Origin of the sequence: Mycobacterium sp. Root135, assembly GCF_001426545.1 — a bacterium.
GTDB lineage: Bacteria > Actinomycetota > Actinomycetes > Mycobacteriales > Mycobacteriaceae > Mycobacterium.
In genome coordinates, this window is record NZ_LMEZ01000001.1 from 318,173 (window position 1) to 342,391 (window position 24,219).

Sequence of the window (24,219 nt, forward strand, 5' to 3'; positions counted from 1 at the left end):
TGGCGCCAACGGTTTTACGGAGCCGGGGGACGCTTGGTGGTCGTGCGGTGCTTGCATCCCGGCCAGCAACACGGACGGCGCTTGCCCTCCTCGAGCTCCTCCTGGGTGCGACGGATGCGACGCTCCCTGGTCTTGTCCTGTTTGGCGTCCTCGACCCAGCAGATGAATTCGTTGCGCGCGAGCGGCGTGATGTCCTGCCACGCAATCAGAGCCGTGTCGTTGGCGACCAGTGCGTTGCGTAGGTCGGCGGGCAGTTCGTGCACCACTCCGCCGGGTACGTTCTGGCTCATGATGTCGGGTCCTCAACAGGGGCGGACGGCTGGGTCAACCGACAAGTTACACCGACCTCACCAGTCCCGGTGAGGCGCAACTCAATCCATGGTGTAGCGACTGACGGCCTCCGCGCGGATGATCAGCCGAACCTGGTCCTGGGCCAGGATGTCGGCGAGGTCGGCTGCCCGGACGGGGTCGTCGAGGTCCCAGTAGCGGGCGGCGAGCCGCGCGGCCAGTTCTTTGGCGCCGTCGGCCGCCACCTCGGTGTGGCCGGCGATCGCCACCCAGCGCTCGCGTTCGCCGACCGGTGCTGCGACGACGAGCGAGGCGCGCGGGTCGCGGCGCAGGCGCCGGACCTTGGCGGTGTCGGGGCCCGTGAACAATTCGACGGTGCCGTGGTCGGTCGCCTCGAACCAGACGGGCCTGGGTTGCGGTGGCTGCGGGCCCGCGGCGACGGTCAGGAATCCGAACAGCGGTCGTCGCAGGAACTGCAGGTCGTCCTCGGTCAGTGAGGTGGTGCCGTCGCTCATCGTTGCCACGCTCCCGCCGCGGCGGTTCGCACGACGTAGTCCTCGAAGCTGCGAGGCTGCCTGCCCAGCACGGCGGCGACGTCGTCGGTCGTGGCGGCGATCAGCCCGCCTGCCATGAGCTCGAACATGTCGGCGACGGAGCGGGCCTCCTGTTCGCTCAAGCCCTGCTCGACCGCGGCGGCGATGTACTCCGCCGTCGACACCTGCTTGTAGGTGATGGGCAGTCCCGACGCGCGGGAGATCTGCTCGACCGCCTCGCCGAACGTGAGGCCACGCGGGCCGGTCAGCTCGTAGGTTCGTCCGGCGTGGTCGCCGGGTCGGGTCAGGACCGCGGCGGCCACGGCGGCGACGTCCTCGACGTCGATGAACGGCTCTGGCACCTCACCGGCGGGGAGCGCCAGCTCGCCGGCGACCAGCGGCGCGTGGAAGACGTCCTCGTCGAAGTTCTGCTGAAAGTTCGACGCCCGCACGATGGTCCACTCCAACGACCCGCCGCGAACCGCGTCCTCGGCGGAGCGCGTGTCCCGCCCGAACGGGGAGTCGCCCCAGGTGTCGGCACCACGACCCGAGAGCAGTACCAGTCTGCGCACTCCGGCCGCCTCGGCCGCGGCGACGAAGTCGTCCGCCGCCCCCACCCGGCCGGGGGCGATCAGGTAGACGGCGGTGATTCCTCGAAGCGCGGCGTCCCAGGTGTCGGGTTCGGTCCAGTCGAACCGGACCTGGCTGGATCGCGAGGCGGTGCGGACGGGGGTACCCGCGAGGCGTAAGCGGGCGGCGACGCGTCGGCCGGTCTTGCCGGTGGCGCCGAGGACCAGGGTGTTGTCAGTGCTCATGACGTCCATTCAACGCAGGCCCGTTGGACGAAGCCATGGGTGATCGGCCGAATTGCATGTGTAATCGTCTAGCTTGGCTGTCGTGAGCGTCTTCGACGACCTGATCCGCGGGGTACGGGCCAACGGCTCGTTGTTCGGCAGTTCGACACTGTCGCCGCCGTGGGCGCTGCACTTCGTCGACGGTGCGCCGCTCACCCTGTGCACCGTCCTCGGTGGATCCGGGTGGATCGTCGCCGACGGCTGTCCGCCCGAACCGCTACGCCCCTACGACACGATCGTCGTGCGGGGTCCGGCGACGTTCACCTTCGTCGACGAGGTGGGAACGACGGCGGAGCCGATCGTTTGCGGCGAGGACTGCGCGACACCCGACCAGGGCGGAACGCGGCATCGGCTCGGTTGGAGCGACGTCGACGAGGGCGTGGGTGGGACCACCCTCATCGTCGGCGCCTATCCGGTCCGCGGCGAGATCAGCCGCCCACTGTTGGACGCCCTGCCGGTGATACTGCGCGTGGATGCCGGGGGCACGGGCGACCCGGTGCTCGACCACCTCGCGGCGGAGGTGGCCGTCGACGTCCCGGGTCAGCAGGTGGTGCTGGACCGGTTGCTCGACTGGATGCTGGTGTGCACGCTGCGCGAGTGGTTCGACCGGCCGGACGGCGAGCCGCCGGCGTGGTGGGCCGCGCAGCGCGATTCGGTGGTCGGTGACGCCTTGCGTCTGCTGCATGCCGACCCGGCGGCGCCGTGGACGATCGCCTCGCTGGCCGAGGGCGCGAAGGTGTCGCGGTCGACGTTGGCCAAGAGATTCGCCGACCTGGTCGGAGAACCTCCGCTGACGTACCTCACCAGGTGGCGCATGACGATCGCGGCCGACCTGCTGGTCGAGCGGGAGAAGGCCACCATCGCCGACGTCGCCCGCGAGGTGGGGTACTCGGACCCGTTTGGTTTCAGTGTGGCGTTCAAGCGGGTCCGCGGCGTCAACCCCAGCGAGTTTCGGCGAGCGCTCAGCCCGTGATGCCGAGGATCTTGATCGCGAAGACGAGCGAGTCGCCCTTCTGGATGCCGGCGCTCGGCTGTCCCTCGGGGTAGCCGTCGGCCGGGTCCATGGCCACCGCGACGGTGGACCCGACGTTCTGGCCCGCGATGGCCTTCTGGAAGCCGGGGACGACGCCGCCGAGTGGAAACTCGGCAGGCTCGCCACGCTGGTAGCTGCTGTCGAACACGCTTCCGTCGCGACCGTTGACGCCCATGTAGCAGACAGAGACCGTCGCCGTGTCGGGGACGACGGGGCCGGAGCCGGCCTGAAGGGTGTGGACCTGGGTCGCGGTGACGCTGAACGGCCCGGTCACCGTGACCTCCGGTGCAGCCGAGTCCGTCGACCCGGTGACGGCGACGGTGCCGGTCGCGCCTGGCAGCGTCCACTCGGGGGTTCCACCGGCGGCGGGGGCCGCCGACGGGCACGACGCCGCGGCGGGTGCGGCCACGGCCGACGAGGTGCTCGCGGCAGCTGAAGACGAGCCGGGTTCGGCGTCGGCGTCGGAGCCGCACGCGGCGAGCATCATGACGAGCGGCGTGGCACATGCCACGAACGCGACGGAACGGGACCCGCGAGTTGAATTCACGGTGGCCACGCTACAGAAGGGGCGCTTCGCGACGGTAGTTCACCTCAGGTGCAGCGGCACTCCGGCGTCGTCGAACACGTCCCGTACCGCGTCGAGGAACGTCGCCCGTCCGCGCATCTCGTCGCGCAGATGCCGGCGGGACAGATCGCTGTGCTGCCAGTCGAACTCGAAGGGCTCATCCTCCGGTGTGCCGAAACCGCCACGCAGACAGTCGGCCAGGGCGTCGAGGTTGTTTCCGAAGTATCCGTCGGGACCGTTGACCGCTTGACCTATTTCCCGGTAGAAGTCCTTGGGTGTCTTGATGTTTCGTCCGTCGATTCCGATGATCCGCGTCATGGCTGCCCGCCCGCGTCGGTGACCAGGCAGAAGGAGTCGTAGTGGTCGGCGGTGTAGAAGTACTCGCGGGGATCGGTCACCGGTGATCCGCCGGTGACGATGCGCCGCGTCGACCGGTTGTGCGCTCCCGGTGTGATCACCGTGTACTCCCGGTAGTAACTCCTCACCTGGTCGGGCAGGTGGCCCTCGCGGTTGCCGAACACCGCCCCGTCGTCGTGCGGAAAGGTGAAGGGGCCGTTCGAGTGGATCGCCCGAAGGGTGTCGCGGACCTCGGGCGGCAGGGTCGCCACCGGGCAGGTCCGGGCGTCCGACGCCGTCGGCGTGGCGGGCGGCGACGACGGCGCCAACGCCCAGGCGACGGCGGCGACGATCAGTCCGCACAGGACGACGAGTGCCAGCCTTCCCCGTCGGCTCACCTGCGCTCCCTCTTACGTCGGATCGTTCGTCGACTACATCATCGCCCCCTGGCGTGCCGTCGGGGGCATGCCGTGACCGGCTGGCATTCTGGGTGGGTGACGAAGGTGCGCGTCGCCGAATCGGGAGAGCTGAGTCAGAGCCAGTTGGACACCGCCGAGGCGTTGGTCCGCTCGGCGTTCGGTGACGGTTTCCGGCCGCACGATTGGTTGCACGGCGTCGACGGAGTGCACGTGGTGATCAGCGAGGGCGGCGTCCTGCTCGCGCACGCCTCGGTGGTCACCCGCACCCTGCGCCACGACGGCCGCGACTTCGAGACCGGGTACGTCGAAGCGGTCGCGGTGCACGAGGGCCATCAGGGCCGCGGCCTTGGTCGTCTGGTGATGGATCACGCCGAGTCCGTCGTCCGAGGGCGGCATGTCCTCGGGGCACTCAACGCGGTGCAGAGCGCGGTGCCGTTCTACGCCGCCCGCGGCTGGGTGCCGTGGGAGGGAGCCACTTTCGCCGACACGCCGGAGGGATTGGTCGACACCTTCGACGCCGCCGACCGGATCTTGCTGTTCACGACGCCGTCGAGTGAACGGGTTGGATTGTCGAAAGACGTTCCGCTGATTTGTGATTGGCGCGAAGGGGATCTTTGGTAGGGATCACCGGCGGAATGGCGCCAGGGCCGTCGTCTTGCGGGTCAGCTCGACGAACATCGGTTCGTGGGTCGGGTCGACCTTGACGGCCTTCCACAGCCGGTCCCGTCCCGCGGCCGAAATGGGAAGCAACGACGGGTCGCCCACCGCCGACAGCAGCGTGTCGAAGTCCTCCGCCGACGCCCGCAGCGGTCGCGGATTGGTTTCGTCGAGAGCGCGTGTGACGACGGCGGCCATCGGTCCCACCTGGAAGAGTCGCAGGGCCGTCTCGTAGTCGCCGCCGAGGACGTCGGTCAGGTCGAGTGCTTCCCGCAGCCCCACCTCGGCTGCCATGACGAAGGAGTTGGTGATGAGCTTGTAAGCGACGCCCGAACCAGCCGGTCCGACCCTTTCGACCTTGCCCAACGACGTCAGCACCGCTTCGGCGCGGTCCACTGCGGCAGGTTCGCCTCCGACCAGGAAGGTCAACGACTTCTCCCGCGCGTAGCGGACCCCGCCCACGATCGGTGCGTCGACGACCTTCACCGCGGGATCGGCGTGACGGTGCACCGCCTCCATCATCTCCGGCGTGGTCGTCGACCCGACGACGAGCAGCGCGCCCGGTCGCAAGCCGGCCAGGATGCCCTCGTCGCCGAAGTGCGCGGCCGGAATGTCCTCGGACATGACCAAACTCAGAAGTACGTCCGCACGGGTGGCGGCGTCATACGGCGACTTGGAGCGCTGCGCTCCCGCGGCCACCGCGGCGTCCAACCGGGTCGGGTTCACGTCGAACGCCGTGACTGCGTACCCGTCCGCGATGAGGTGCGGGATCAGTTCCGATCCCATGTCGCCGACGCCAACGATGCCTACCGAGATCGTCATTCTTGCCTCCATCGGAGCCGACGCTCCTATGTGCGATTGCCTACGCAGGTCGTCGTCGACCTGCTCGTCGAAAACGTAGGCGACGCCCGGCGTCTGGCGCATTACCGTCAGCAGGCATTCGCAGACGGGCGTCAGCGGGGGTACGCACTGGTGGCGAACACCGACGACAGCGGCCGCCGACCGCGGCATCATCAACGTGACAACCCTCGAGCGGAAAAGAGTCACCCGGATGAACTGGAATCAAGCCGACACCGCCGTCGTCTTCATCGACCCGCAGAACGACGTCCTGAGCCCCACCGGCATCAACTGGGGCGCGACGGGCGCCAGCGTCACCGAGAACGACACCGTCGCGCACATGCTCGCCATCTTCAAGGCGGCAAAGGCCGCGTCGTTCGGCATGTTCATCTCACCGCACTACTTCTATCCGACCGATCACCGCTGGCTGTTCAACGGCGCATTGGAAGCCGACGAATTGAGCACCGGCACCTTCGACCGGCCAGGGCCCCTGAACCTGGACGGCTTCTCGGACTCGGGCGCAGACTGGCTCGAGGAGTTCAAGCCCTACATCGAGGATCCGAACACGGTCGTCGTCAGCCCGCACAAGGTATTCGGTTCGCAGACAAACGATCTGGTTCTGCAGCTGCGCAAACGGCGAATCAACAAGGTGCTGCTGGGTGGCATGCTCGCGAACATGTGCGTCGAATCGCACCTGCGCGATCTCTTGGAGCAGGGTTTCGAGGTCTACGTGGTCCGCGACGCGGTTGCGGGACCGCGTCACCCCGAGTGGGGTGACGGCTATCAGGCCGCTCTGGTCAACTACCGCTTCCTCGCCCATGGGGTGGTCACCACCGAAGAGGTCGTCGCCGCAATGCGATCCAACATCTAGACGGCTGAGTTCAGCTCCCGTGAAAGGGGTCCGTCACGGGCACGGAGAGGGCAGGAACAGGCCCCAGCACCAACCCGGCGGGATCGGCGGCGGGGGAGCGAATCCCTGGCCTGGCGGAGGCCCGGGCGGGTTGGGTCCCTCCCAGATGTTCTTCGCGACGTTGCCCTGGCCGTGGTAGACGTACCAGTAGTCGTGGCAGACGTTTTCGTCCCAGCTCACCGGGTTCACCCGGATGTTCCCGGTGGGAACGGGTGCATCGCCGGGGCACCAGGTGAAGGGTCCGGTCGGCTGCACGTCGGCCGCCGCGACACCGGCGGACAGGCCCCGCTTTCTGCTGTGAGTGGTCGTCACGTCGTGTCCTCCCGTTCATGCGCCACGTCGGGTGGCGTCCTCGCCCAATAAGTTCACCTCGAGGCGGTTGCTACCGATCCCAAGAAGCCGCCGAGTGGGAGGCCCCAGAACGGCGGACCGGCCGCATTAGAATCGCCGCGTCGAGGGGAGGTGTCGTGTCGGTGACGGTGGACGACTATTCGTGGTGGCTGACGTGGCGACCGGCGTGGGCGGAGGCCCATTGCGTGACCCTCGTCGGCGACATCACCGCCGACGGCGTGGTCGACGCACTCCACGCCGATCCGGTGACCCACGTGCACGGCGTCGACGCACTCTACGACCACGCCGTCGCCGACTGGCCCGGTGGCTACGACCCGTCCCGAGCCGTGATCGGCGTCGCGACGCTCGACGACGGGTGGACGTTGATCGCCGAGGTCAACGGCTACGTCGGGGTGACCGAACGACTGGTCGGCCCGTTGTCGTCGGGACGAACGGTGGTGTCGCACTTCCGTAACGTCAACGCCGTCCACACCTTTCACTGGTGGCACGGCGGGCGGCTGTTGGTCGACGCCGACCTGATGTTCCCTGCAGAGCGCACCGGCACCGACCCGGACGCCATCGTCGAGCACCTCCGCGGCGTGGGCCTTCCCCTCGACGCCGACCCCGAGGAGATCGCCGCGGTCGACCTCAGCGCAGCGGGATTTGCACTTGCCCAACGCATTACCGGTGTCGCGTGTACCCCGGTTGTGTTCGAGGACAGCGAGTTCTTCGTCGCAACGGTCGACGTGCTCGACGGGTGACTCGAGTCGACAGGGTGCAATCCACCATCTAGTCGTCGCGAGTGTGGAGTTGTTGGCACCATTTCACCGAATACCGTTGCACAACTACACGTTCGGCGACCGGTGGGGAGGCGACGCTTCAGGCAGTCCGAGACAGGCGGCCGACGAAGAGGTACCCGCGGCCGCGGACGGTGCGGATGTACCGTTGCGACTCGCCGTCGTCGCCGAGCGCGCGCCGCGCCGCCATGATCCGGCTGCTCAGCGCGGCATTCCCGACGAAGCGTCCACCCCAGACGGAATCGAACAATTCGGCCCTGGTGACGAAGCGGTCATGATGTCTGACGAGTTCGGTGATCACGGCGAAGACCTGCGGCTCGACGCTGACACGTTCGTCTCCGCGCCGCAGTTCGGCGCGACGGGTGTCGAGGACGAAGTCGTCGAAGTGCCACGCGTCGGCGGGTCGGACGTCGTCGTCGTCGTTCAGGGGATCTGGCATGGCGGCTCTCCGATGTCCTCGGCAAGTGGTCTCCCGACGGGATTGGCGTAGAGGACCTCGAGCACCACGGGTTCCGCGCCGAGGTTTCTGCCGACGTGCACGTGGTCGGGGCCGCTTGGTTCCGCTATGGAGTCACCTGCCGAGTAGACCCCGTCGACGGTGCAGTCGGAGGAGTAGTGGGTGAGTGTTCCCTGCTTGACGGCACCGATCACGGTGCCGTCGTGCCAGTGCCATCCTGTACTGCCGCCGGGGGCAATCGTGATGTCGCGCAGGATGAAGTCCCGTCCGTCAGCGGACGACCGGGACAGTTCGCGTGCTTCGACGCCGCTGCTTGGCGTGGCCGTCGCGGGTGCGGTTGCCCCCACCAGCAATCCGCCGGCGGCGATCGCCGTAATCGTCACCCGGGCTTGGAGGTTCAGTCTGGTCATCTCGGCGTCAATTCCCTTCGCGCTTCCGTTGTTTGTGCGGACGGGCAGGCGGCGTAGTCGTGACTACGTACGCATGACGTCGTCCGCGTAGTCCATCCTGGGTCGTGGATGCTCCGATCTCCATCGCATGATGGGTGATGTTTAGCGACTTATTTGCGTGGATAGTGTTGTGCGACAAATCATCTCCATTTGATCTCCATGGTCTCTTCATGTAGTCGGCCTGCCGGTACGCGAGGGTTGTCGGCATGACAACCAACGAGTACGTCAGAACCCGCCAACTGAGCAGTGAAAGTGTTGTTCCAAGCCAAGATTCGGCTTCCGTCCATGTCGGATTCGGCCGGTTTCGCAGCTGGATTCAATCCCTACGCCGCCTGGGCGCCGGTCGGCCGCGGGCGCGCGCCATCCGGCCACGGCCGCACGTCCGTCGCCCCGACTTCGTCGAACGTGCGGCCATGGCGCGCGAGATGCACCGGCTATGAACCCGCGGATTCCGTTGCGCCCCTGGGTGTCCACGCCCAGTTCTGCCGCTCGTACAGCGGCCGCAGGCCACTGCGCACGAGATTGGTCAACGACGGGTTGACCTCGTCGTCGCCGGGCTTCCCCGTCTCGGCGCACACCCAGCGACAACCCGCGTTTGCGGCCTCCTTGGCGCGGGCGGCGATCAGCGCCGACTGCGCACCGCGGTTGCGATGGGTGTCCAACGTTGCCGTGGCGTTCAGAGACCCCATGGATCCGTGGACGAATAGGTTTGCCGCGGCGACCATTTCGTCGCCGTCCCAGGCTGCGAAGGGGCGAAATCCCGGGTGGGCGAGGGCTTCGGCCAGCATGTCCGACAAACCGTCCGTCGGCATGCCGAACCCGCGGAGTGCGGTCGACGCCCACAGCGGATAGTCGCCTGCGTCGACGGGCCCAATGGACAAGTCGGTGGCGTGACTCATCTGGACGTCGTCGACCGCGCCGACGAGCTTGATCCACGGCGACGTCGGGGTGAGTCCGTGACGCCCACAAATCTCGGGCCAGTCCTCCGGTAGGCGAGCCGGCGCGATCTGGATGACGGCGCCCGGCGTCTTCTCGGCGAGGTAGAAGGCGACGATTTCGTCGACGAGTTCTACGGTGACCGGTTCGGTGACCCCGAAACCCAGCGCCTTGCTCCAGTACCCGGTGACGTCATGGCGCAGCGACAGACACACGCCGCCACCGATCCGCGCGGTCTCGATGCCGAGCGCGCGCGTGATCGCGGGGGAGGCCGCCGACTCGTACTGGAACATGAACTCGGCCTCGGCCGCCTCGGCCAACGAGCCGATCTCGTCTTCACGCATGTGAACCTCACTGTGGGTCGGGCCCGCTCCGTCAGCGGACCTCTACCTGCACGATGCGCAGCGGGCGCGAAAGGTTCGATCCGAAGCCGAGGTTTCGGTGCGATGTGCGTCACACCGCCGGTCGGAGTTCGGCTCTCGGACGCGGATGGAACAGCCGAACCCGGCTGACCCGGCCCTCGTCGGTGAACAACGCCCATGCCACCCCGGGCGGGCAGTGGAACGGGTCGTGCGGCGGGTTGATCAGGTCGGATTCCCAGATCGTGACATCACGACCGGCGACCACGTTGGCGATGCGGTGCCGCACGCCGGCGGTCAGGTCGCGGTCCATGGCCCGGACGATGTAGTCGAATCCGTGGGTGTCCTTGCCCGTCGGCCACGTGATGCGCACAGCTGAACTCCACCTGGCGTTCAACTCGGACAGGAACGAGCCCCGCTGAGCGGCGTCGATGACGTTCTCGGCGTCGTCGCGCGCGGCGAGACGTGTCGCGGCGTCGTCGTGGGACAGATCCGCCGTCCTCATCAGCGCGTCGTGGAGCTTCATCCGAGCCTGACTCAGCCGGCTGCGGACCGTTCCGATTGGTATCCCGCACAGTTGCGCGATCTGTCCGTACGTCCTGACGTCGGTGAAGTACCGCAGGATCACGACCAGCCGAAGGTCGGGCGACAGCTCGTCGACGGCGTGCCACACCCAGTCCCGCATCTCGTGTTGTTCCACCAATGCGGCGGGATCCATCAGGTCGACCGATGCGAGCACGGACTCGTCGTGCGACATGGGCACGGTAACGCTGGACCGCAGGTGCATTCGGCAGGCGTTGCGAACTATCGCGTGTAGCCACGGAGCTGCCGCCTCGGGGCTTCGCAGGTCGCCGATGCGTTGCAGGGCCACCAGGGTGGCGTCCTGGACGGCATCCTGTGACTCGGGGCCCGAGCCCAGGATGCTCAGCGCCACGGCCCGCATGCCCGGCTCGTGTCGAGCCAGCAGCTGGCCGAGTGCGGGCACGTTGCCGCTCTGGGCGGCCACGACGAGCTCTGCGTCGACAGCGAGTCCGGTGCCGGCCACCATCGACGTCACCTCCTCGGGTCCTGGGCCTGTTGCATCGTTGAACCAAGGTACCGACGACAACTGGCAGTTCCCTTTGGTGCGCAGCGTCTTCGGTGGTCTGGCCGTGTCAAGCCGAAGTGGCCCCGTGATGGCGAGCGTGGTTGGGAGTCGCCGAGATGATCGCCACGCCAGGGGGGCCGCGAGTTCTTGGTCAAGTCAACTGTCCGCGTCGGCGAGTGAGTTCCCTCCGAGGCCGATGGGTTGTCGCCGGTCAGTCTGATGGTGGGGCGATGAGCTCCAACGTCGCACCGTCGGAATCGTGCAAGTAGGCAAATCGGGTTCCTTGGCGCGGCCCGTCGGACATGGTCTGCACGCTGCCCGCAACAGACCAGCCATGCCGCTCACATTCGCCGACAACGGCGTGGATGTCGCTCACCTCCACCGCAAGATGCCATGAGCCCACGTCGCAGGGGCGCGACCGTACCGTCTCGCGGTCGACCGGACCCTCATACTGCAAGAGTTCGAGGTGATGTCCGGCAAGGTTCACAACCGCAGCCCTGATTCGCGCCTGCGGCACCCCGGTCACCTCTGCCGCGAATGCCCCGCCCAAGGTGAACTGTCGCTCGAGCTGAGCGCCCAGCACCGAGCACCAGAAGCTCACGGAAGCATCGAGATCACGGACCGTGATCCCCGTATGTGCCACTGCATGCACCAAAGCCATACTTCGAGCCTAGGCGCCAGCGGCCACACCAACCTGCCACAGCCAGTGGTCGGCACTGGTTGAGCGCCTAAACATGGCCTTCCGTGCGATGGGCGTTGCCGTTTTGCGATGACAGGGTGAGTGGGCCTCGATCTGCGGGGCGCAGGCCGAGATCGAACGGACAGAATCCGATGGGCTCTCCCTATGACGCGTTGCCGAAGCTGCCGACCTTCACGTTGACGTCGCAGAGCTTCGTCGACGGCGGCCAACTGCCCACCGCACAGGTGGGCGGCATTCTGGGCGCCGGGGGAGGTGACGTGTCACCACAGTTGAGTTGGTCGGGCTTTCCCGAGGACACACGCAGCTTCACGGTCAGCGTGTTCGACCCCGACGCGCCGACCGCCTCGGGGTTCTGGCATTGGGCGGTGGCCCAGCTGCCGGTCACCGTGACCGAGCTGGCCGCCGGCGCGGGCGACGGCGACCGGATGAGTTTGCCCGCCGGGGCGGTCACGTTGGCCAACGACGCGAGCCGTCGGCGCTACGTCGGCGCGGCGCCACCCAAGAACCACGGTCCTCACCGCTACTACGTGGCCGTGCACGCCGTCGGCGTCGAGAAGTTGGACGTCACCGCGGATTCCACGCCGGCCTACCTTGGTTTCCAACTGTTCACCGCGGCCATCGCCCGCGCCGTGATCCAGGGTGTCTACGAACGGTGACTTCGCCGTCGCGGCTGTGTCGTGCCGCGAAGCCATGCGTCAGTCGGTGGCAGTCCAGGGCTCGCGGGCGAAGACTCGTTCGACGATTGGTCGGAAGAAGTCGAGCGGGCGGTGCTCGAAGTCCACGTCGAAACAGTTCTGGTCGTACTTCTCGCAGAACTCCACGCAGTCGTCGAACCATTGGTGTCCGCGGTACTTCTCGCGGGCGTCGCGCACGCCACCCATGTGAGGGGCGTAGTAGTACTGCTGAAACTCGGGGTGCACCTTGACGATCCAGGCCATTTGCTCGGATACGTAGGGCGCGATCACCGAGGCGGCGAAGGCGCCGTGGGCATGCGGTGCGTAGGTGTCACCGACGTCGTGTATCAGTGCGGCGACGACGTACCCGTCCGAACGTCCGTCGTCGACGGCTCGGGTGGCCGACTGCAGTGAGTGGTCGAGTCGGCTGATTGGGTAGGCCTGCTGACCGTCGGCGAGAGCCTCCACCAGGCTGAGGACACGGGGCACCAGCCCGGCGTTGTTCGCCTCCTCCGCGCGGTCGATGAGGGCGTAGTCCTGCGCGGTGCCCTCGGACATCGTGCGGTAGGTGGCGCGCGTCTGAGTGCTCACGGGTCGTTCCTCTCGACGAACTTCTCCGTCCACCGTAGTGCCGAAGCAGTCAGTGGCCGCGGCCTGAGACGAGGTCGGCGGCCGTGGCGATCGGCGACGTGGTGGCCCGACCGCGTAGCTCTGCCCGGTCGGCGGCGTAGTAGGCCTTGTACATGGCCTGGACGGCGATGTATCGCAGTGGCTCCGGCTCCCACTTGCGTACCCGGTGGTTCACCCACGGCAGCTCGGTGAGTGCCGACGGGGTCTTGAGGATGAGGTCACGCAGGGTGCGTCCGGCGAGGTTGGTCGACGTGACGCCGGTGCCGACGTAACCGCCTGCCCAGCCGAGCCCGGTCGACGGGTCGAGCCCCACCGTCGCCGACCAGTCCCGCGGTACCCCGAGGACACCCGACCAGACGTGCTCCACCGCCGCCCCTGCCGTCGCCGGGAAGAACCGGACGAGGATGTCACGAAGTAGCCCAACGGTTTTCGGGTCGGTAGCCCCGTCGACGTCGGTGCCCGAGCCGTATCGATAGGGCGCGCCCCGTCCGCCGATGGCGATGCGGTCGTCCGCCGTGCGCTGGGCGTACATGTAGGCGTGGGCCTGGTCGCCGAGAGTCTCGTAGCCGCTCCAACCGATGTCGGCCCAGACCTCGGCGGACAGTGGCTCCGTCACGATCAGCGAGGAGTTCATCGGCAGCCACGTGCGCCGAAGGCCGTCGATCTGGGCGGTGAATCCCTCGGTGGCCCTGACGACGGTGTCGGCGGTGACGGTGCCGGCCGCCGTGACCGCCTCGTGCGGGCGAATCTCGGAAACCCGTGTCTGCTCGTAGATCTCGACACCCAACGACTCGACGACGCGGGCCAGTCCCGCGGCGAGCTTCGCCGGGTGCAGTCTCGCGCAGTGCGGATGCCACATCGCGCCGGTCGTGCCGCGCACGTTGATCCGAGCCGTCGCCTCAGCCGCGCTGAGGAGTTCGACGTCGGTCATCGGCCAGGAGTGGGCCTCGTCGACGGCGTGCAGCAGGCGGGTCTGCTGGGCGGCGTTCGTGGCAACCGTGAACTCGCCACCCTTGACGACGTCGCACTCGATGTTCTCGTCACGGGTGACGCGGATGACCTCGTCGACCGTGTCGTTCATCGCGGTCTGTTGCCGTCCCACGGCCTCGCGGCCGTGTGACTTCAGGTAGGACCCGCGCCCACCGGTGATTTCGTTGGTCAGCCAGCCACCGTTGCGGCCCGACGCCCCGAATCCCGCGAAGCGCTGCTCCAACACCACGATTCGCAGCTGGGGCGCCGCCTTCTTGAGGTAGTAGGCGGTCCACAGCCCGGTGTACCCGGCACCGACGATGCAGACGTCGGCCTGGGTGGAACCCGGAAGTGACGGTCGCGCCGGCTCCTGCCCGATGCTGTCCCACCAGAAGGACACCTTGCCGTTGGTCAGTGCGGTGCTCATCGACCCACCATCGCACTCGTCAGGCCTGCGGCGCCACCGCCCTCACCCGTCGGGTCGCGCCGGAGGATCAGGGCGGCGACGGCGAGGACGATCAGGGTGAGTGCGAGCATCAGCGTCGACATCGCGGCGATGTCCGGCCGCAGTGACGCCTTCAGGGACGCGAAGATGTACACCGGCCACGGTGTCGAGCCTGCGACCGACACGAAGGACGACACCACTGTGTTGTCGAGGCTCAGCGTGAACGCAAGCAGCGCACCAGAGATGACGGCGGGACGGATCAGCGGAAGCGTGATGTCGGTGAACCGCCGAAACGGTGGGGCGTACAGGTCGGCGGCGGCTTCCTCGAGGAACTCGTTCATTCCGGTCATCCGGGCCCGCACGATGAAGGTGACGACCGCGCTGGCGAACAGCGAGTTGGCGATGATGAGGCGCACCTGACCGATGTTGAAACCGGAGAAGCCCCAGTCGACGCCGAGTGTGACGAACCATGGCAGCAGCGATATCGCGCTGACGATCTCAGGCGTGACCATCACCAGACCCAGGAGGACGAGTAGTCCCGGTGCCCACCAGCCGGGGCGCCGGGTCAACGCGATGCCTGCGAAGGTGCCAAGCAGGGTGGCGACCACGGCGGTGCCCGCAGCGGTGATCAAGGAGACGGTGATCGAGTTGACGATTGCCGGGTTGTTCATTGCGGCGACGTAGGCGTCGACGCCGAACCCCTCGAACATCTGCAGGGTGCGCCCGGTGTTGAACGAGAACACCACGATGACGACGATCGGGAAGAACAGGAAGAGCAGTCCGAGCATGCCCCACACGTTCAGCAGGGCGTCGCCAGGCCTGATCCTTCGCCGGCGAACCGGTTTCGATACGGACGCGGTGTCGGTCACGCATTCTCCTTGAGCGGCAGTTTCAGAGAGGTCACGGCATTGGCGATGGCACCGACAACCTTGAGGGCGGCACCGACCACGGCGCTTGTGCCAAAGATCGCCACCATGAGCAAGACCGCCATCGCCGAACCGAGTGCCCAGTTCTGGGCACTCTGGAACTGGGCGGCCACCATCTGGCCGACCATGCTGCCGCTGGCCCCGCCGAGAACCGTCGGGGTGATGTAGTCGCCCATCAGCGGAACGAAGACCAGGAGCATTCCGGCGGTCACGCCCGGCATGGACAGTGGAATGGTGACGTGCCAGAACGTGCTCCACACCGTGCCGCCGAGGTCACGACTGGCCTCCAGCAGTTTCGGGTCGAGGCGTTCCAGCGCGACGTACAGCGGAAGGATCATCAGCGGCAGGTAGTTGTAGACCACGCCGAGCTGAACCGCGGACGAGGTGTAGAGGACGTGCAGCGGGCCGTCGGTCAGATGGGCCCATTGCAGTACCTTCGACACGAAACCCTCTGGGCTGAGCGAGATTTGCCATCCGATGGTGCGCACCAGGAAGTTGGTCCAGTAGGGGATGAGGATCAGGGCCAGCACGATGCCGCGCCACTTCGGTGCCAGTTTGACGGCCATCCAATAGGCCATCGGAAACGCGATGATCAGGCAGATGACGGTCCCCGTGACGGCGATCTTCAACGTCCGGACGAAGATCGCGAAGAAGGCCGGCGAGGCGGCCTGGCCGTAGCGGTCGAACGAGAGGACGTCGTTGGCGTGGGTGACGTAGATGCCTGGTTTGTAGCCGAAGCTGTACCAGACCACCAAGCCGAACGGCAGGATGAAGAACAGCAGCATCCACACGCTGATCGGCAGCGCCCCAAGACCTTTGGGGGAACGCAACCGCCGGCGCGCAGGCGGTACGTCGACCGTCCCGGGTGTCGGCGCCGCCCGGTCTTCCAAGGTGGTCACTTGCCCGCCGCGGCCTTGAGCTCGTCGTAGATGCCGATGATGGTGCCGTCCGCCGACGTCAACTGGCTGTAGACCAGCTTGGACATGATGGCGTCGCTGATGAACACCATGTCGGGTCGCTTGATGTTTGCCTTCATGGCCGCTTCCTGGATGCCTTCGACACCAGTGTTGTAGCCGATGTAGGTGAGTTCCTTGAGGGACACGGTCGGGTCGAGAACGTAGTTGATGAACTCGTAGGCGGCGTCCTCGTGCGGCGCGCCCTTGACGATTGCCCAGTTGTCCTGCCACAGGTTTGCACCCTCCGAGGGCCAGACCCACTTGTAGCGATCCGGTTCCGGGTTGGCGAGCATCCCGAGGCGGCCGTCGCCGTTCCAGCAATGAATCAACGCGCGGGCCGACGAGGAGATCGAGGCGTTCGTCGACGATTCGAAGGCCTGCACGTGCGGTGCGATCTTGTCGAGGATGAAGGAGCGATACGCCGCAATGTGGGCGGGATCGGTGGTGTTCTCGTCGATTCCGTTGGCCCAGAAGTAGGTGTACGCCACCTCGCTCTGGTCTTCGAGAAGCGACATGCTGCCCGAGGCTTCCTTTTGGGCGGCGTCGAGGAAGTCCGCCCACGACTTCAGGTCGCGCTTGATGACGGTGGTGTCGTAGACGTAGCCCGTCGAGCCCCAGTCCTTGCACACGCTGTACTTGTTGCCGGGGTCGAACTCGGTGTCGACGACCTTTGCGTTGAGGTTCTTCATGTTCGGCAGCTTGGAGTGGTCGAGCTCGGTGAGCAGCCCGCCGGTCACCATCTGTTGAACGTTCGAGTGGGTGGGCACGCAGATGTCGAAGCCCGTGGTGCCCTTCGCCGCACTGAGTTTGGCGATCATCTCGGGATTCGATCCGTAGGAGTCGACGGTGATCTTGGGGCCCTTGGCCGCGGTGAAGTCGGTCAGTACGGCGGGGTCGTCGTACTCGCCCCAGGTGTAGATGTTGAGACCGTCGGACGACGCGCCGCCACCGCCCCCGGACGAATTGGAGCACGCGGCGAGGAAGGCGCCCACGCCGAGCGCCGCGGTTCCGCCGAGGAAGCCTCGACGGGACAGTGAGCTCTTCAGTGCCTCGGGAACGAGAGCGCGGATGTGGGGTTGCTGTGTCATGACGGGACCTCCAGGTCGAGTTGGTGAGACGATGGCGGAGAGCGGATTACGAGGTGAAGATCCGGACGGCGTCTGCCGACCATGAGCACAGCACGGGCGATCCGAGTTCGGTGGGTGGGTTGGCGGCGCGGGGGAGACGGGCGAGGATCTGGTCGTCACTCGGCGTGTGGATGACCAGCTGCAGGCTGTGGCCGAGTTCGGAGACCCCGAGCAGTGTGCCCGTGACGGAGTTGACCGATTCGTCGGACGCCGCATCCGACACCGCCGCGCTGGACACCACCACCGACTCCGGCCTGATCGCGGCGCTGACCTCGGCGCCGCTGGCGGCGGGCACGCTGCCCTTGGTCGGGCGCGAGGATTGCAGCGACATGCCCTTGGTGCGCACGCGCACACCGTCGGCGTCGAAGGACGCGATCGTCCCCGCGAAGGAGTTCTGCCTGCCGATGAAGCCCGCCACGAACGACGACTCGGGCGAGTCGTAAACGTCTGAGGCAGTGCCAATCTGCTCGATTCGGCCGTCCTTCATCACGGCGACCCGATCGCTCATGGACAGCGCCTCCTCCTGGTCGTGGGTGACGAAGACGAACGTCGTGCCGAGTTCGTGCTGCAGCAGTTTGAGTTCGACCTGCATCTCCTCCCGCAACTTCCGGTCGAGGGCGCTCATCGGTTCGTCGAGCAGCAGCACGGCGGGGCGGTTCACGAGGGCCCTCGCCAATGCGACGCGTTGCTGTTGGCCGCCGGAGAGCTGCGCAGGCTTTCGAGATGCGTAGGCGGTCATCCGCACCATCTCCAGCGCCCGACTCACCCGGCTTGCCATGTCCGCCTTGGCTACTCCCGACCGGCGCAGACCGTAGGCGACGTTGTCGGCGACCTTCATGTGGGGGAACAGGGCGTATGCCTGGAAGACGGTGTTTACCGGGCGCTTGTGTGGTGGCAGGTTCTCGACGTTCTGACCCGAGATCTGGATGGAGCCGTCGTCGGGGAACTCGAATCCACCGATCATCCGCAGCGTCGTGGTCTTGCCGCATCCGCTGGGCCCGAGCAGGCTGAGGAACTCACCGGGCTGCACGTCGAGGCTGAGGTTGTCCACCGCGACGGCCGATCCGTACGTCTTGGTGAGGGAGCGCAGTTCGACCGATCCGGCCGTCGAACTGGGCGCGGTGGTGGCCGGGGCGGTCATGTCGACGGTGCTCATGCCGACACCAGCGCCGAGGTCGCGTCGTAGACGACTTCGCCGCCGATGATCGTGTAGGCGACTGTGGCCGAACCGATCTCGGCGACGGGCGCGGCGAAGATGTCCCTGTCGAGGATGACGATGTCGCCCGCCTTGCCGACTTCGATGCTCCCCGAACGGTCCTCGTCGTGGTTGAGGTAGGCGGTGCCCAGGCTGTGTGCGATCAGGGCGTCGGCCAGCGATAGTGCCTGCTCGCCGAGGAACGGCAACGCGGACGCTCCCGTGGCTCCCGCCGGGGCCCGGTTGACGGAGGTGTGGATGATCTCCAACGGGTTCGCCGTGCTCACGGGCCAGTCGCTGCCCGAGGCCAGCGGCGCTCCTGCTCGGTGCAGCGAGCCGAACGGATATTGCCAGGCGGCTCGGCGGGTGCCGAGGAAGGGGATCGTCAGAACGTCCATCTGGGCCTCGTGCCTGGCCCACAGTGGCTGCATGTTGGCGACCACGCCCAGCTCGGCGAACCGGGGGACGTCGTCGGGGTGGACCACCTGAATGTGGGCCAGGGTGTGACGAAGGTCTTTGTCTCCGTTGGCCTTCCGGGCCGCTTCGATGGCGTCGAGCGACTCGCGGACGGCTCGGTCGCCGAGGGCGTGGAAGTGCAGCTGGAAGCCGAGTGCGTCGAGCTGCGTGGCGATCTCGATGAGCGTGGTCGGGTCCACGAAGCTCTTGCCCGTGTTCTCCCCTGGGCAGCCGCACGAGTCGAGATAGGGCTCGAGCATCCCGGCCGTGAAGTTCTCGGCGACGCCGTCCTGCATGATCTTGACGGTGGTGGCGGCGAATCCGGCCGCCAGGGCGCGTTCGCGCTTCTCGACGAGCTCGGGTATCTGCTCCAGGCCACGATTGCGGTCCCACCAGAGCGCTCCGACCACGTACGCCTTGAGCACTCCGGACGCGGTGACCCGTAGATACGAGTCGAGTGTGTCGGGGGTGTCGTTCGTGCCCCCGACGATGGCGTCCTGCCACGCGGTCACGCCCCACGCGAACAGTTGGCGTTGCGCGATCGTCAGGGCTTCGTCGAGGTCCTCTTGAGTCGCCAGTGGGATGTGCCGGGCGACGAGTGCCATGGCACCTTCTTGGAGCGTGCCGATCGCATGGCCGTCGGCGTCGCGTTCGATGCGACCGTCGAACGGATCGGGCGTCGAATCGTCGATGCCGCCGATCTCGAGCGCCTTGGTGTTGACCCACGCGCCGTGACCGTCGCGGTTGGGGAAGTACGCCGGCCGGTCGGGGACGACCGCGTCCAGAGCCGCGGCCGTCGGCAGCCCGCCGGGGAACGAGTCCATCGACCAGCCGCCGCCACTGATCCAGGGCAGTTCGGGGTTGTCCGCCGCGTATTCGGCGATGCGCTCGAGGTAGCCGTCGGCGGTGTCGTACGGGGTCAGGTCGCACGCGATCATGTCGAGGCCTGCGTGGTACGGGTGGATGTGGCAGTCCTGGAAGCCGGGGGCGACGAGGCCACCCGCGGCGTCGATCTCGACGGCGCCGGTTGCGGCGAGCGCGTCCGCGCCGATTGCGGTGATGACGCCGTTCTCGACGAGAAGTGGTTCCTCGACGATTCCGGCGGGGGTGAAGACGTGGCCTCCGGTGATCAGCAGGCGGTCGGTCATGGTGTCAGTCCTCGGTGGGTTTGGTGGACGAAATGTGTTGACTCATGGGCGCTTTGAGCGGGTTGGTGTCAATCGGCGGGGTGAAGTGCGACGTGATCCACATGACCTGGGCGGGTGCGGCGCCGATGTTCACGGCTCGGTGGGGTACCGACGAGAGGTACTCGACACTGTCGCGGGGGCCGAGGATGAGTGTCTCGGAGCCGATCGAGATCTCCATGTGACCGGTGAGCACGTAGAAGAGTTCTTGGGCGTCGTCGTGGGCGTACGGTTCCGACCCGGTCGACCCGCCCACTTCGAATGTGCCTTCGTAGACCTCGAGTTGGCGGATCGGCGGCCGCGACAGTAGTAGCTTTTGTAATCCGCCGTCACTGGAGAACAGTGGCCTCTCGTGCGCCCGCAGCACGGGTCTCGAGACGGGAGCTTCGTCGGAGAGAAGATCGGCGACCGAGATGCCCACCGCGGCGGCGATGCGTTTGAGCACGCTGACGGAGACGCCGCACTTGCCGTTCTCCAGCTGGCTGATGAAGCCCGCGCTCACCCCCGCCCTGGCGGCCAGGTCCCGAGTGGACAGCCGGGCGCGCTCGCGGGCGGCACGCAGCCGTCCACCGAGCATCGCGCGTGCGGCACCGTCGGTCGTGGGCACGGCCACCACGGGATCAGAAAACACTTGCCTCATTTCGTTAAGAGTCACTTAACGGATTGCTTACTGGGGAACCGTAGGGCTACCTGTGAGGTCTCGCAACAGAACGGACGAATTAGGGCGAACTGTTTACACGACCGAAATGCCGTCCTGTCGAGAGCTTGGCGGTGTGCCGGTCAAATGCGTTCGAGGACAGTCATATTCGCGAAAGTGACCCGTCGACGACTCAGCCCGCGCGGATCTGCTCGCGGAGGATGTCCGCGTGTCCGCAATGGTGGGCCAGCTCCCGCAGGACCTGGAGATACACCCAGTGCACCCTGCATGGGCTACCACGATGGCCGGTGACGACGTCGTCCAACGGAAGATCGGCCACCGTGGTCCGCGCCGTCGCGCAGGCCTGCTGGCGGTCGCCCGCGGCGCGGTCGCCATGCCCTAGACGACCGGCCGGCGACCTCCGACCCGCACCACGAGTCCGGCGGCGAGAACCAGGACGGCGGCCGTCGCAAGCCAGGGCGCCGACCGCCCGGCGGCGGTGTCGGGCACGGCGTCGACGATTGCACCGAGACCTGCCGAGGCAGGCAGCACCATGATTCCGCCGATGGATGCGTACATGCCGTAGTAGGAGCCGAGGTGTCGTTCGTTGGCGAAGGTGGGGATCGCCGCTCGGGCCGCGGGCCCGATGATCATCTGGCCGACTGCCAGGAACAACACGAAGGCCGCGGTGCCGGCGAGGACGGCGGGGCGCCCGCCCACTGCCGTCGCAATCGCCGCCGCCGTTGCTCCGAGCGCCGTCACGATCAGCCCGACGCTCAGCGCCGTGCGAACGGCACGGCGGCCCGTCCACGCGGCGACGCGAAACTGCCCGATGACGATGACCACGGAGGACGCGGCGAGCAGGATGCCGAGGGGTTCCTGATCCCCCCAGCCGCGGTCGAGTTCCAGGGGCAGCAACAGGTAGAGCTGGTTGTAGGCGACCAGCTGCACGGCCATTACCGTCGCGAAGCCCAGGAAGGCCCGGTTGCGCGCGATTGAACCGAACGCCTTGAGGATTGCCCGGTCGACGGCCGCGGGCCGGTCGTTGGGCAGCCACCTCAGGTGGGCCAATCCGATCACGACGAACACCGCCGCCCCGGTGACCGACACCGCGGCGAAGTCCACCCGCAGCAGCAGCGCCCCGAGTAGCGGGCCGGTGAACGCGCCGATCTGGCCAAATGCGTTGAACAACGCGAATGCGTCCAGCCGCGCCGTCGACGACGTGTCCCGGCCGGTGTCCGAGGCCCGGGCCAGCGCGGCCTCCACGGCGGGTGAGAACAGCGCCCCTGCGAACCCGGTCAGTGCCGCGCCGACCGCGACGCCGGCCACCGACGGGCTCATCCCCAAGGTGAGAAGTCCTACCACCCGGACCGCGCACCCGGTTACCGTGGCCGGTTTGGTGCCGATGCGGTCGGCGATCGCCCCGCCGACGAAGAACATGCCCTGTTGTGAGACGGTCCGCAGTCCCAACACGACGCCCACCACGGCCGTCGCCTGCCCGAGGTCGGAGCTCAGGTGCACCGACAGGTACGGGAGCACCATGAAGAACCCGACGTTGAACGCGAGCTGCGTCAAAACGAGCAGCCGTACTGTGGTTGTCGCACAACGAAATCCGCGGACCAGTCCGGCTGGCCGCTGCGCGGCGTCCGTCATTCGGGCGAGCCGAGGCCACCCGGCAGAAATCGGATGTGCAGGCCGGTCGCGGTGTCGTCGACCTCGGCGCGGACGCGGTAGACGTCGGAGACGAGCTGTTCCGTGAGCACCTCGCGCGGTGCGCCCGCGGCGACGACGCGCCCGTCCTTCAGAACCATCAGGTGATCGCAGAACATCGCGGCCAGATTCAGATCGTGGATCGCGATGATCGACGTGATCGGCAGTCGGGACACCAGCGACATCAATTCGAGCTGATGGTGGATGTCGAGGTGGTTGGTCGGTTCGTCGAGCAGCAGCTCGCGCGGCTCCTGCGCCAGCGCCCTGGCGATCTGCACACGTTGCTTCTCACCGCCAGAGAGTCGGTGCCACAGTCGATCCGCCATGTCGGCGAGCCCGGTGTGGGCGAGCGCTGCGGCGACGGCCTCGTCGTCGGAGGAGCGGTTGGCACCAAAGGCACCGTGATGGGGTAGCCGACCGAGCCGCACGATCGCGGCGACCGACACGTCGACGTCGGTGTCGACCTGTTGGGCCACCACCGCCACCCTGCGGGCGACGTCGCGGCGTCGGATGCCGGACATGTCCCGTCCGTCGAGCTCGACCACGCCCGAGGTCGGCGCGACGAATCCCGACAGCAGGCGCAGCAGCGACGACTTGCCCGATCCGTTGGGTCCGAGCAGCCCGACGGTTTGCCCTTGCTTGGGCCGCACGCTGATCCCGTCGACGACGAGGGTGCCGCCGCGGTCCCAACTGACCCGGTCGGCGCTCAGCGTCACGCTCTGCCCCTGCGGTTGAACATGATCGCGACGAAGGCCGGGACGCCGATCAGCGCGGTTCCGACACCGAGGGGGAGCGGCGTGGGGTGAAAGGCCACCCGCGACAACGCGTCCACCCACACCAGAAATGTTGCGCCCAGTAGCGCACTCACCGGAACGAGCCGAGCGTGTCCCGGTCCGACGAGGAACCGTGCGGCGTGCGGGAGGATCAAGCCGACGAAGCCCACCGCGCCGGCGACGCTCACCAACGCGGCAGTGATCAACGCCGTGACGATCAACAACCCGCCGCGAACCCGGGTCACCGCAATGCCAAGTGACGCGGCCACCTCGTCACCGAAGGTGAAGGCGTCCAGCGCGCGAGCCGCGGCCCAACAGCACGCCAGACCGGCCAGCGTCACGGTCGCGGTCAGCCAGGCGTCGTCCCACCGGACGCCCTCAAGGGATCCGAGCATCCAGAACAGCACGCCACGGGTCTCGTCGGAGTCGGCGAACGCGAAGATCACGAATGACGTTAGCGCCGAGAACAACTGGGTCATCGCGATGCCGGCGAGGATGACTCGGTCGGTGCTACCCCCGGCCAGCTGGGCCAGCAACAGGACCGTGCCGAACGACACCAGGGCGCCGATGAAGGCGCCGCCGGACAGGCCGATCACCGAACCACCCAGTCCGAGGATGCCGATCAGGACGGCACCGGTGGACGCGCCGGAGGAGATGCCGAGCAGGAATGGATCGGCCAGCGGATTGCGTAGCAGCGATTGCAGGATCACGCCACAGATCGCGAGCCCGGCGCCGACCGCGGCCGCGACCACCGACCGTGGCATCCGGTCCTGCCAGACGATGACGTCCTTATAGGTGAGAACCGCGATGTCGGTCAGGTTGAGGTGATTGGACAGGATGTCGCGAACGTTGACGACGGTGACCCCTTCACCGCCGAGTGACACCGCGGCCAGCATGGACAACACCAGCGCGAGCACGCCGGTGGCCAGTAACGCCACCGTCACGAGGACTGGTCGCCGCTCTGCTGCGGCCCGAATCGTCATCTGAGAT

29 protein-coding genes and 1 pseudogene are annotated in these 24,219 nt (G+C 67.2%); 5 read left to right on the forward strand and 25 right to left on the reverse strand.

Annotation, left to right across the window (positions count from 1 at the left end; all coding sequences use genetic code 11):
* Window positions 1–14: 14 nt before the first annotated feature.
* The 3 genes from ASD37_RS01545 to ASD37_RS01555 form a co-directional block, all read right to left on the reverse strand.
* A complete protein-coding gene (locus ASD37_RS01545; RefSeq protein WP_370072093.1) occupies window positions 15–290 on the reverse strand; it encodes a YdeI/OmpD-associated family protein in 276 nt (91 codons plus the stop codon).
* Window positions 291–371: 81 nt separating this feature from the next.
* A complete protein-coding gene (locus tag ASD37_RS01550) occupies window positions 372–803 on the reverse strand; it encodes a pyridoxamine 5'-phosphate oxidase family protein (protein ID WP_056547051.1) in 432 nt (143 codons plus the stop codon).
* Window positions 800–1,636: an NAD(P)H-binding protein gene (locus tag ASD37_RS01555; protein WP_056549629.1), complete on the reverse strand. Its 837-nt coding sequence runs from the start codon at window positions 1,634–1,636 to the stop codon at window positions 800–802. Before ASD37_RS01555 ends, ASD37_RS01550 begins: the two co-directional genes overlap by 4 nt.
* 82 nt (window positions 1,637–1,718) lie before the next feature.
* Here ASD37_RS01555 and ASD37_RS01560 point away from each other — a divergent pair, with 82 nt between their 5' ends.
* Entirely contained in the window at window positions 1,719–2,648 is a 930-nt protein-coding gene (locus tag ASD37_RS01560; protein WP_056547054.1) for an AraC family transcriptional regulator, read from the forward strand.
* On the opposite strand, the gene ASD37_RS01565 is transcribed toward ASD37_RS01560, so the two are convergent.
* The 3 genes from ASD37_RS01565 to ASD37_RS01575 all read right to left on the reverse strand — a co-directional run bounded on the left by ASD37_RS01565 (window position 2,638) and on the right by ASD37_RS01575 (window position 4,007).
* A complete protein-coding gene (locus tag ASD37_RS01565; protein WP_056549632.1) occupies window positions 2,638–3,195 on the reverse strand; it encodes an FKBP-type peptidyl-prolyl cis-trans isomerase in 558 nt (185 codons plus the stop codon). The genes ASD37_RS01560 and ASD37_RS01565 overlap by 11 nt on opposite strands.
* A gap of 99 nt (window positions 3,196–3,294) precedes the next feature.
* Complete coding sequence (locus ASD37_RS01570; protein ID WP_056547059.1) at window positions 3,295–3,591, reverse strand: barstar family protein; 297 nt, start codon at window positions 3,589–3,591, stop codon at window positions 3,295–3,297.
* The gene (locus ASD37_RS01575; RefSeq protein WP_235567942.1) at window positions 3,588–4,007 is read right to left on the reverse strand and encodes a ribonuclease domain-containing protein; all 420 of its coding nucleotides are present in this window, start codon (window positions 4,005–4,007) and stop codon (window positions 3,588–3,590) included. The genes ASD37_RS01570 and ASD37_RS01575 overlap by 4 nt, the downstream gene beginning before the upstream one ends.
* 96 nt (window positions 4,008–4,103) lie before the next feature.
* On the opposite strand from ASD37_RS01575, the gene ASD37_RS31790 reads away from it, so the two are divergent.
* Window positions 4,104–4,649 carry a GNAT family N-acetyltransferase gene (locus ASD37_RS31790; protein ID WP_162253211.1) on the forward strand — a complete coding sequence of 182 codons (546 nt, stop codon included), beginning with the start codon at window positions 4,104–4,106 and terminating at the stop codon, window positions 4,647–4,649.
* A gap of 3 nt (window positions 4,650–4,652) precedes the next feature.
* Here the strand turns inward: ASD37_RS31790 and ASD37_RS01585 are convergent, their stop codons facing one another.
* Window positions 4,653–5,507 (reverse strand): NAD(P)-dependent oxidoreductase, encoded by an 855-nt coding sequence (locus ASD37_RS01585; RefSeq protein WP_162253212.1) that lies wholly within the window; start codon window positions 5,505–5,507, stop codon window positions 4,653–4,655.
* Between the two features lie 229 nt (window positions 5,508–5,736).
* Here ASD37_RS01585 and ASD37_RS01590 point away from each other — a divergent pair, with 229 nt between their 5' ends.
* A complete protein-coding gene (locus ASD37_RS01590) occupies window positions 5,737–6,393 on the forward strand; it encodes a cysteine hydrolase (protein ID WP_056547069.1) in 657 nt (218 codons plus the stop codon).
* A 33-nt stretch (window positions 6,394–6,426) separates the two neighbouring features.
* On the opposite strand, the gene ASD37_RS01595 is transcribed toward ASD37_RS01590, so the two are convergent.
* Window positions 6,427–6,744, reverse strand: coding sequence for a hypothetical protein (locus ASD37_RS01595; protein WP_056547072.1), 318 nt, complete (start codon window positions 6,742–6,744; stop codon window positions 6,427–6,429).
* A gap of 155 nt (window positions 6,745–6,899) precedes the next feature.
* Between ASD37_RS01595 and ASD37_RS01600 the strand changes: the two genes are divergently transcribed.
* The gene (locus ASD37_RS01600; protein ID WP_056547076.1) at window positions 6,900–7,523 is read left to right on the forward strand and encodes a DUF6461 domain-containing protein; all 624 of its coding nucleotides are present in this window, start codon (window positions 6,900–6,902) and stop codon (window positions 7,521–7,523) included.
* A gap of 133 nt (window positions 7,524–7,656) precedes the next feature.
* On the opposite strand, the pseudogene ASD37_RS01605 reads toward ASD37_RS01600, so the two are convergent.
* The 5 genes and pseudogenes from ASD37_RS01605 to ASD37_RS01625 all read right to left on the reverse strand — a co-directional run.
* Window positions 7,657–7,998, reverse strand: a pseudogene (locus tag ASD37_RS01605) (transcriptional regulator); the annotation flags it as partial.
* Window positions 7,983–8,426 (reverse strand): cupin domain-containing protein, encoded by a 444-nt coding sequence (locus tag ASD37_RS01610; RefSeq protein ID WP_056547082.1) that lies wholly within the window; start codon window positions 8,424–8,426, stop codon window positions 7,983–7,985. The gene ASD37_RS01610 and the pseudogene ASD37_RS01605, both read right to left, overlap by 16 nt.
* 473 nt (window positions 8,427–8,899) lie before the next feature.
* Window positions 8,900–9,745 (reverse strand): hypothetical protein, encoded by an 846-nt coding sequence (locus ASD37_RS01615; RefSeq protein ID WP_056547085.1) that lies wholly within the window; start codon window positions 9,743–9,745, stop codon window positions 8,900–8,902.
* Window positions 9,746–9,854: 109 nt separating this feature from the next.
* Window positions 9,855–10,808 carry an RNA polymerase sigma factor gene (locus tag ASD37_RS01620; RefSeq protein WP_056549636.1) on the reverse strand — a complete coding sequence of 318 codons (954 nt, stop codon included), beginning with the start codon at window positions 10,806–10,808 and terminating at the stop codon, window positions 9,855–9,857.
* Window positions 10,809–11,058: 250 nt separating this feature from the next.
* Window positions 11,059–11,508: a VOC family protein gene (locus ASD37_RS01625; RefSeq protein WP_056547088.1), complete on the reverse strand. Its 450-nt coding sequence runs from the start codon at window positions 11,506–11,508 to the stop codon at window positions 11,059–11,061.
* A gap of 170 nt (window positions 11,509–11,678) precedes the next feature.
* Here ASD37_RS01625 and ASD37_RS01630 point away from each other — a divergent pair, with 170 nt between their 5' ends.
* Complete coding sequence (locus ASD37_RS01630) at window positions 11,679–12,203, forward strand: YbhB/YbcL family Raf kinase inhibitor-like protein (RefSeq protein ID WP_056547090.1); 525 nt, start codon at window positions 11,679–11,681, stop codon at window positions 12,201–12,203.
* A 39-nt stretch (window positions 12,204–12,242) separates the two neighbouring features.
* Here ASD37_RS01630 and ASD37_RS01635 read toward each other — a convergent pair whose 3' ends face one another.
* From ASD37_RS01635 to ASD37_RS01685, 12 genes are all read right to left on the reverse strand, one after another.
* Complete coding sequence (locus tag ASD37_RS01635; RefSeq protein ID WP_056547095.1) at window positions 12,243–12,812, reverse strand: HD domain-containing protein; 570 nt, start codon at window positions 12,810–12,812, stop codon at window positions 12,243–12,245.
* 49 nt (window positions 12,813–12,861) lie between these two features.
* A complete protein-coding gene (locus ASD37_RS01640) occupies window positions 12,862–14,247 on the reverse strand; it encodes an FAD-binding oxidoreductase (protein WP_200959733.1) in 1,386 nt (461 codons plus the stop codon).
* Window positions 14,244–15,134 (reverse strand): ABC transporter permease, encoded by an 891-nt coding sequence (locus ASD37_RS01645; protein ID WP_235567943.1) that lies wholly within the window; start codon window positions 15,132–15,134, stop codon window positions 14,244–14,246. Before ASD37_RS01645 ends, ASD37_RS01640 begins: the two co-directional genes overlap by 4 nt.
* On the reverse strand, window positions 15,131–16,090 hold the full coding sequence (locus tag ASD37_RS01650) for an ABC transporter permease (RefSeq protein WP_056547098.1): 960 nt from the start codon (window positions 16,088–16,090) through the stop codon (window positions 15,131–15,133). The genes ASD37_RS01645 and ASD37_RS01650 overlap by 4 nt, the downstream gene beginning before the upstream one ends.
* Window positions 16,087–17,235 (reverse strand): PotD/PotF family extracellular solute-binding protein, encoded by a 1,149-nt coding sequence (locus ASD37_RS01655; RefSeq protein WP_056547101.1) that lies wholly within the window; start codon window positions 17,233–17,235, stop codon window positions 16,087–16,089. The genes ASD37_RS01650 and ASD37_RS01655 overlap by 4 nt, the downstream gene beginning before the upstream one ends.
* Before the next feature lie 46 nt (window positions 17,236–17,281).
* Window positions 17,282–18,430, reverse strand: coding sequence for an ABC transporter ATP-binding protein (locus ASD37_RS01660; protein ID WP_056547104.1), 1,149 nt, complete (start codon window positions 18,428–18,430; stop codon window positions 17,282–17,284).
* Window positions 18,427–20,073, reverse strand: coding sequence for an amidohydrolase (locus tag ASD37_RS01665; protein ID WP_056547107.1), 1,647 nt, complete (start codon window positions 20,071–20,073; stop codon window positions 18,427–18,429). Before ASD37_RS01665 ends, ASD37_RS01660 begins: the two co-directional genes overlap by 4 nt.
* Window positions 20,074–20,077: 4 nt before the next feature.
* On the reverse strand, window positions 20,078–20,716 hold the full coding sequence (locus ASD37_RS01670; RefSeq protein ID WP_162253213.1) for a helix-turn-helix domain-containing protein: 639 nt from the start codon (window positions 20,714–20,716) through the stop codon (window positions 20,078–20,080).
* A 223-nt stretch (window positions 20,717–20,939) separates the two neighbouring features.
* Window positions 20,940–21,086, reverse strand: a complete 147-nt coding sequence (locus ASD37_RS30760; RefSeq protein ID WP_235567944.1) for a DUF664 domain-containing protein — start codon at window positions 21,084–21,086, stop codon at window positions 20,940–20,942.
* 59 nt (window positions 21,087–21,145) lie between these two features.
* Window positions 21,146–22,321 (reverse strand): MFS transporter, encoded by a 1,176-nt coding sequence (locus ASD37_RS01675; RefSeq protein ID WP_235567945.1) that lies wholly within the window; start codon window positions 22,319–22,321, stop codon window positions 21,146–21,148.
* Between the two features lie 74 nt (window positions 22,322–22,395).
* Window positions 22,396–23,172, reverse strand: a complete 777-nt coding sequence (locus ASD37_RS01680; RefSeq protein ID WP_056547116.1) for an ABC transporter ATP-binding protein — start codon at window positions 23,170–23,172, stop codon at window positions 22,396–22,398.
* Window positions 23,169–24,212 carry an iron chelate uptake ABC transporter family permease subunit gene (locus tag ASD37_RS01685; protein WP_082569894.1) on the reverse strand — a complete coding sequence of 348 codons (1,044 nt, stop codon included), beginning with the start codon at window positions 24,210–24,212 and terminating at the stop codon, window positions 23,169–23,171. The genes ASD37_RS01680 and ASD37_RS01685 overlap by 4 nt, the downstream gene beginning before the upstream one ends.
* Between the last annotated feature and the right edge of the window lie 7 nt (window positions 24,213–24,219).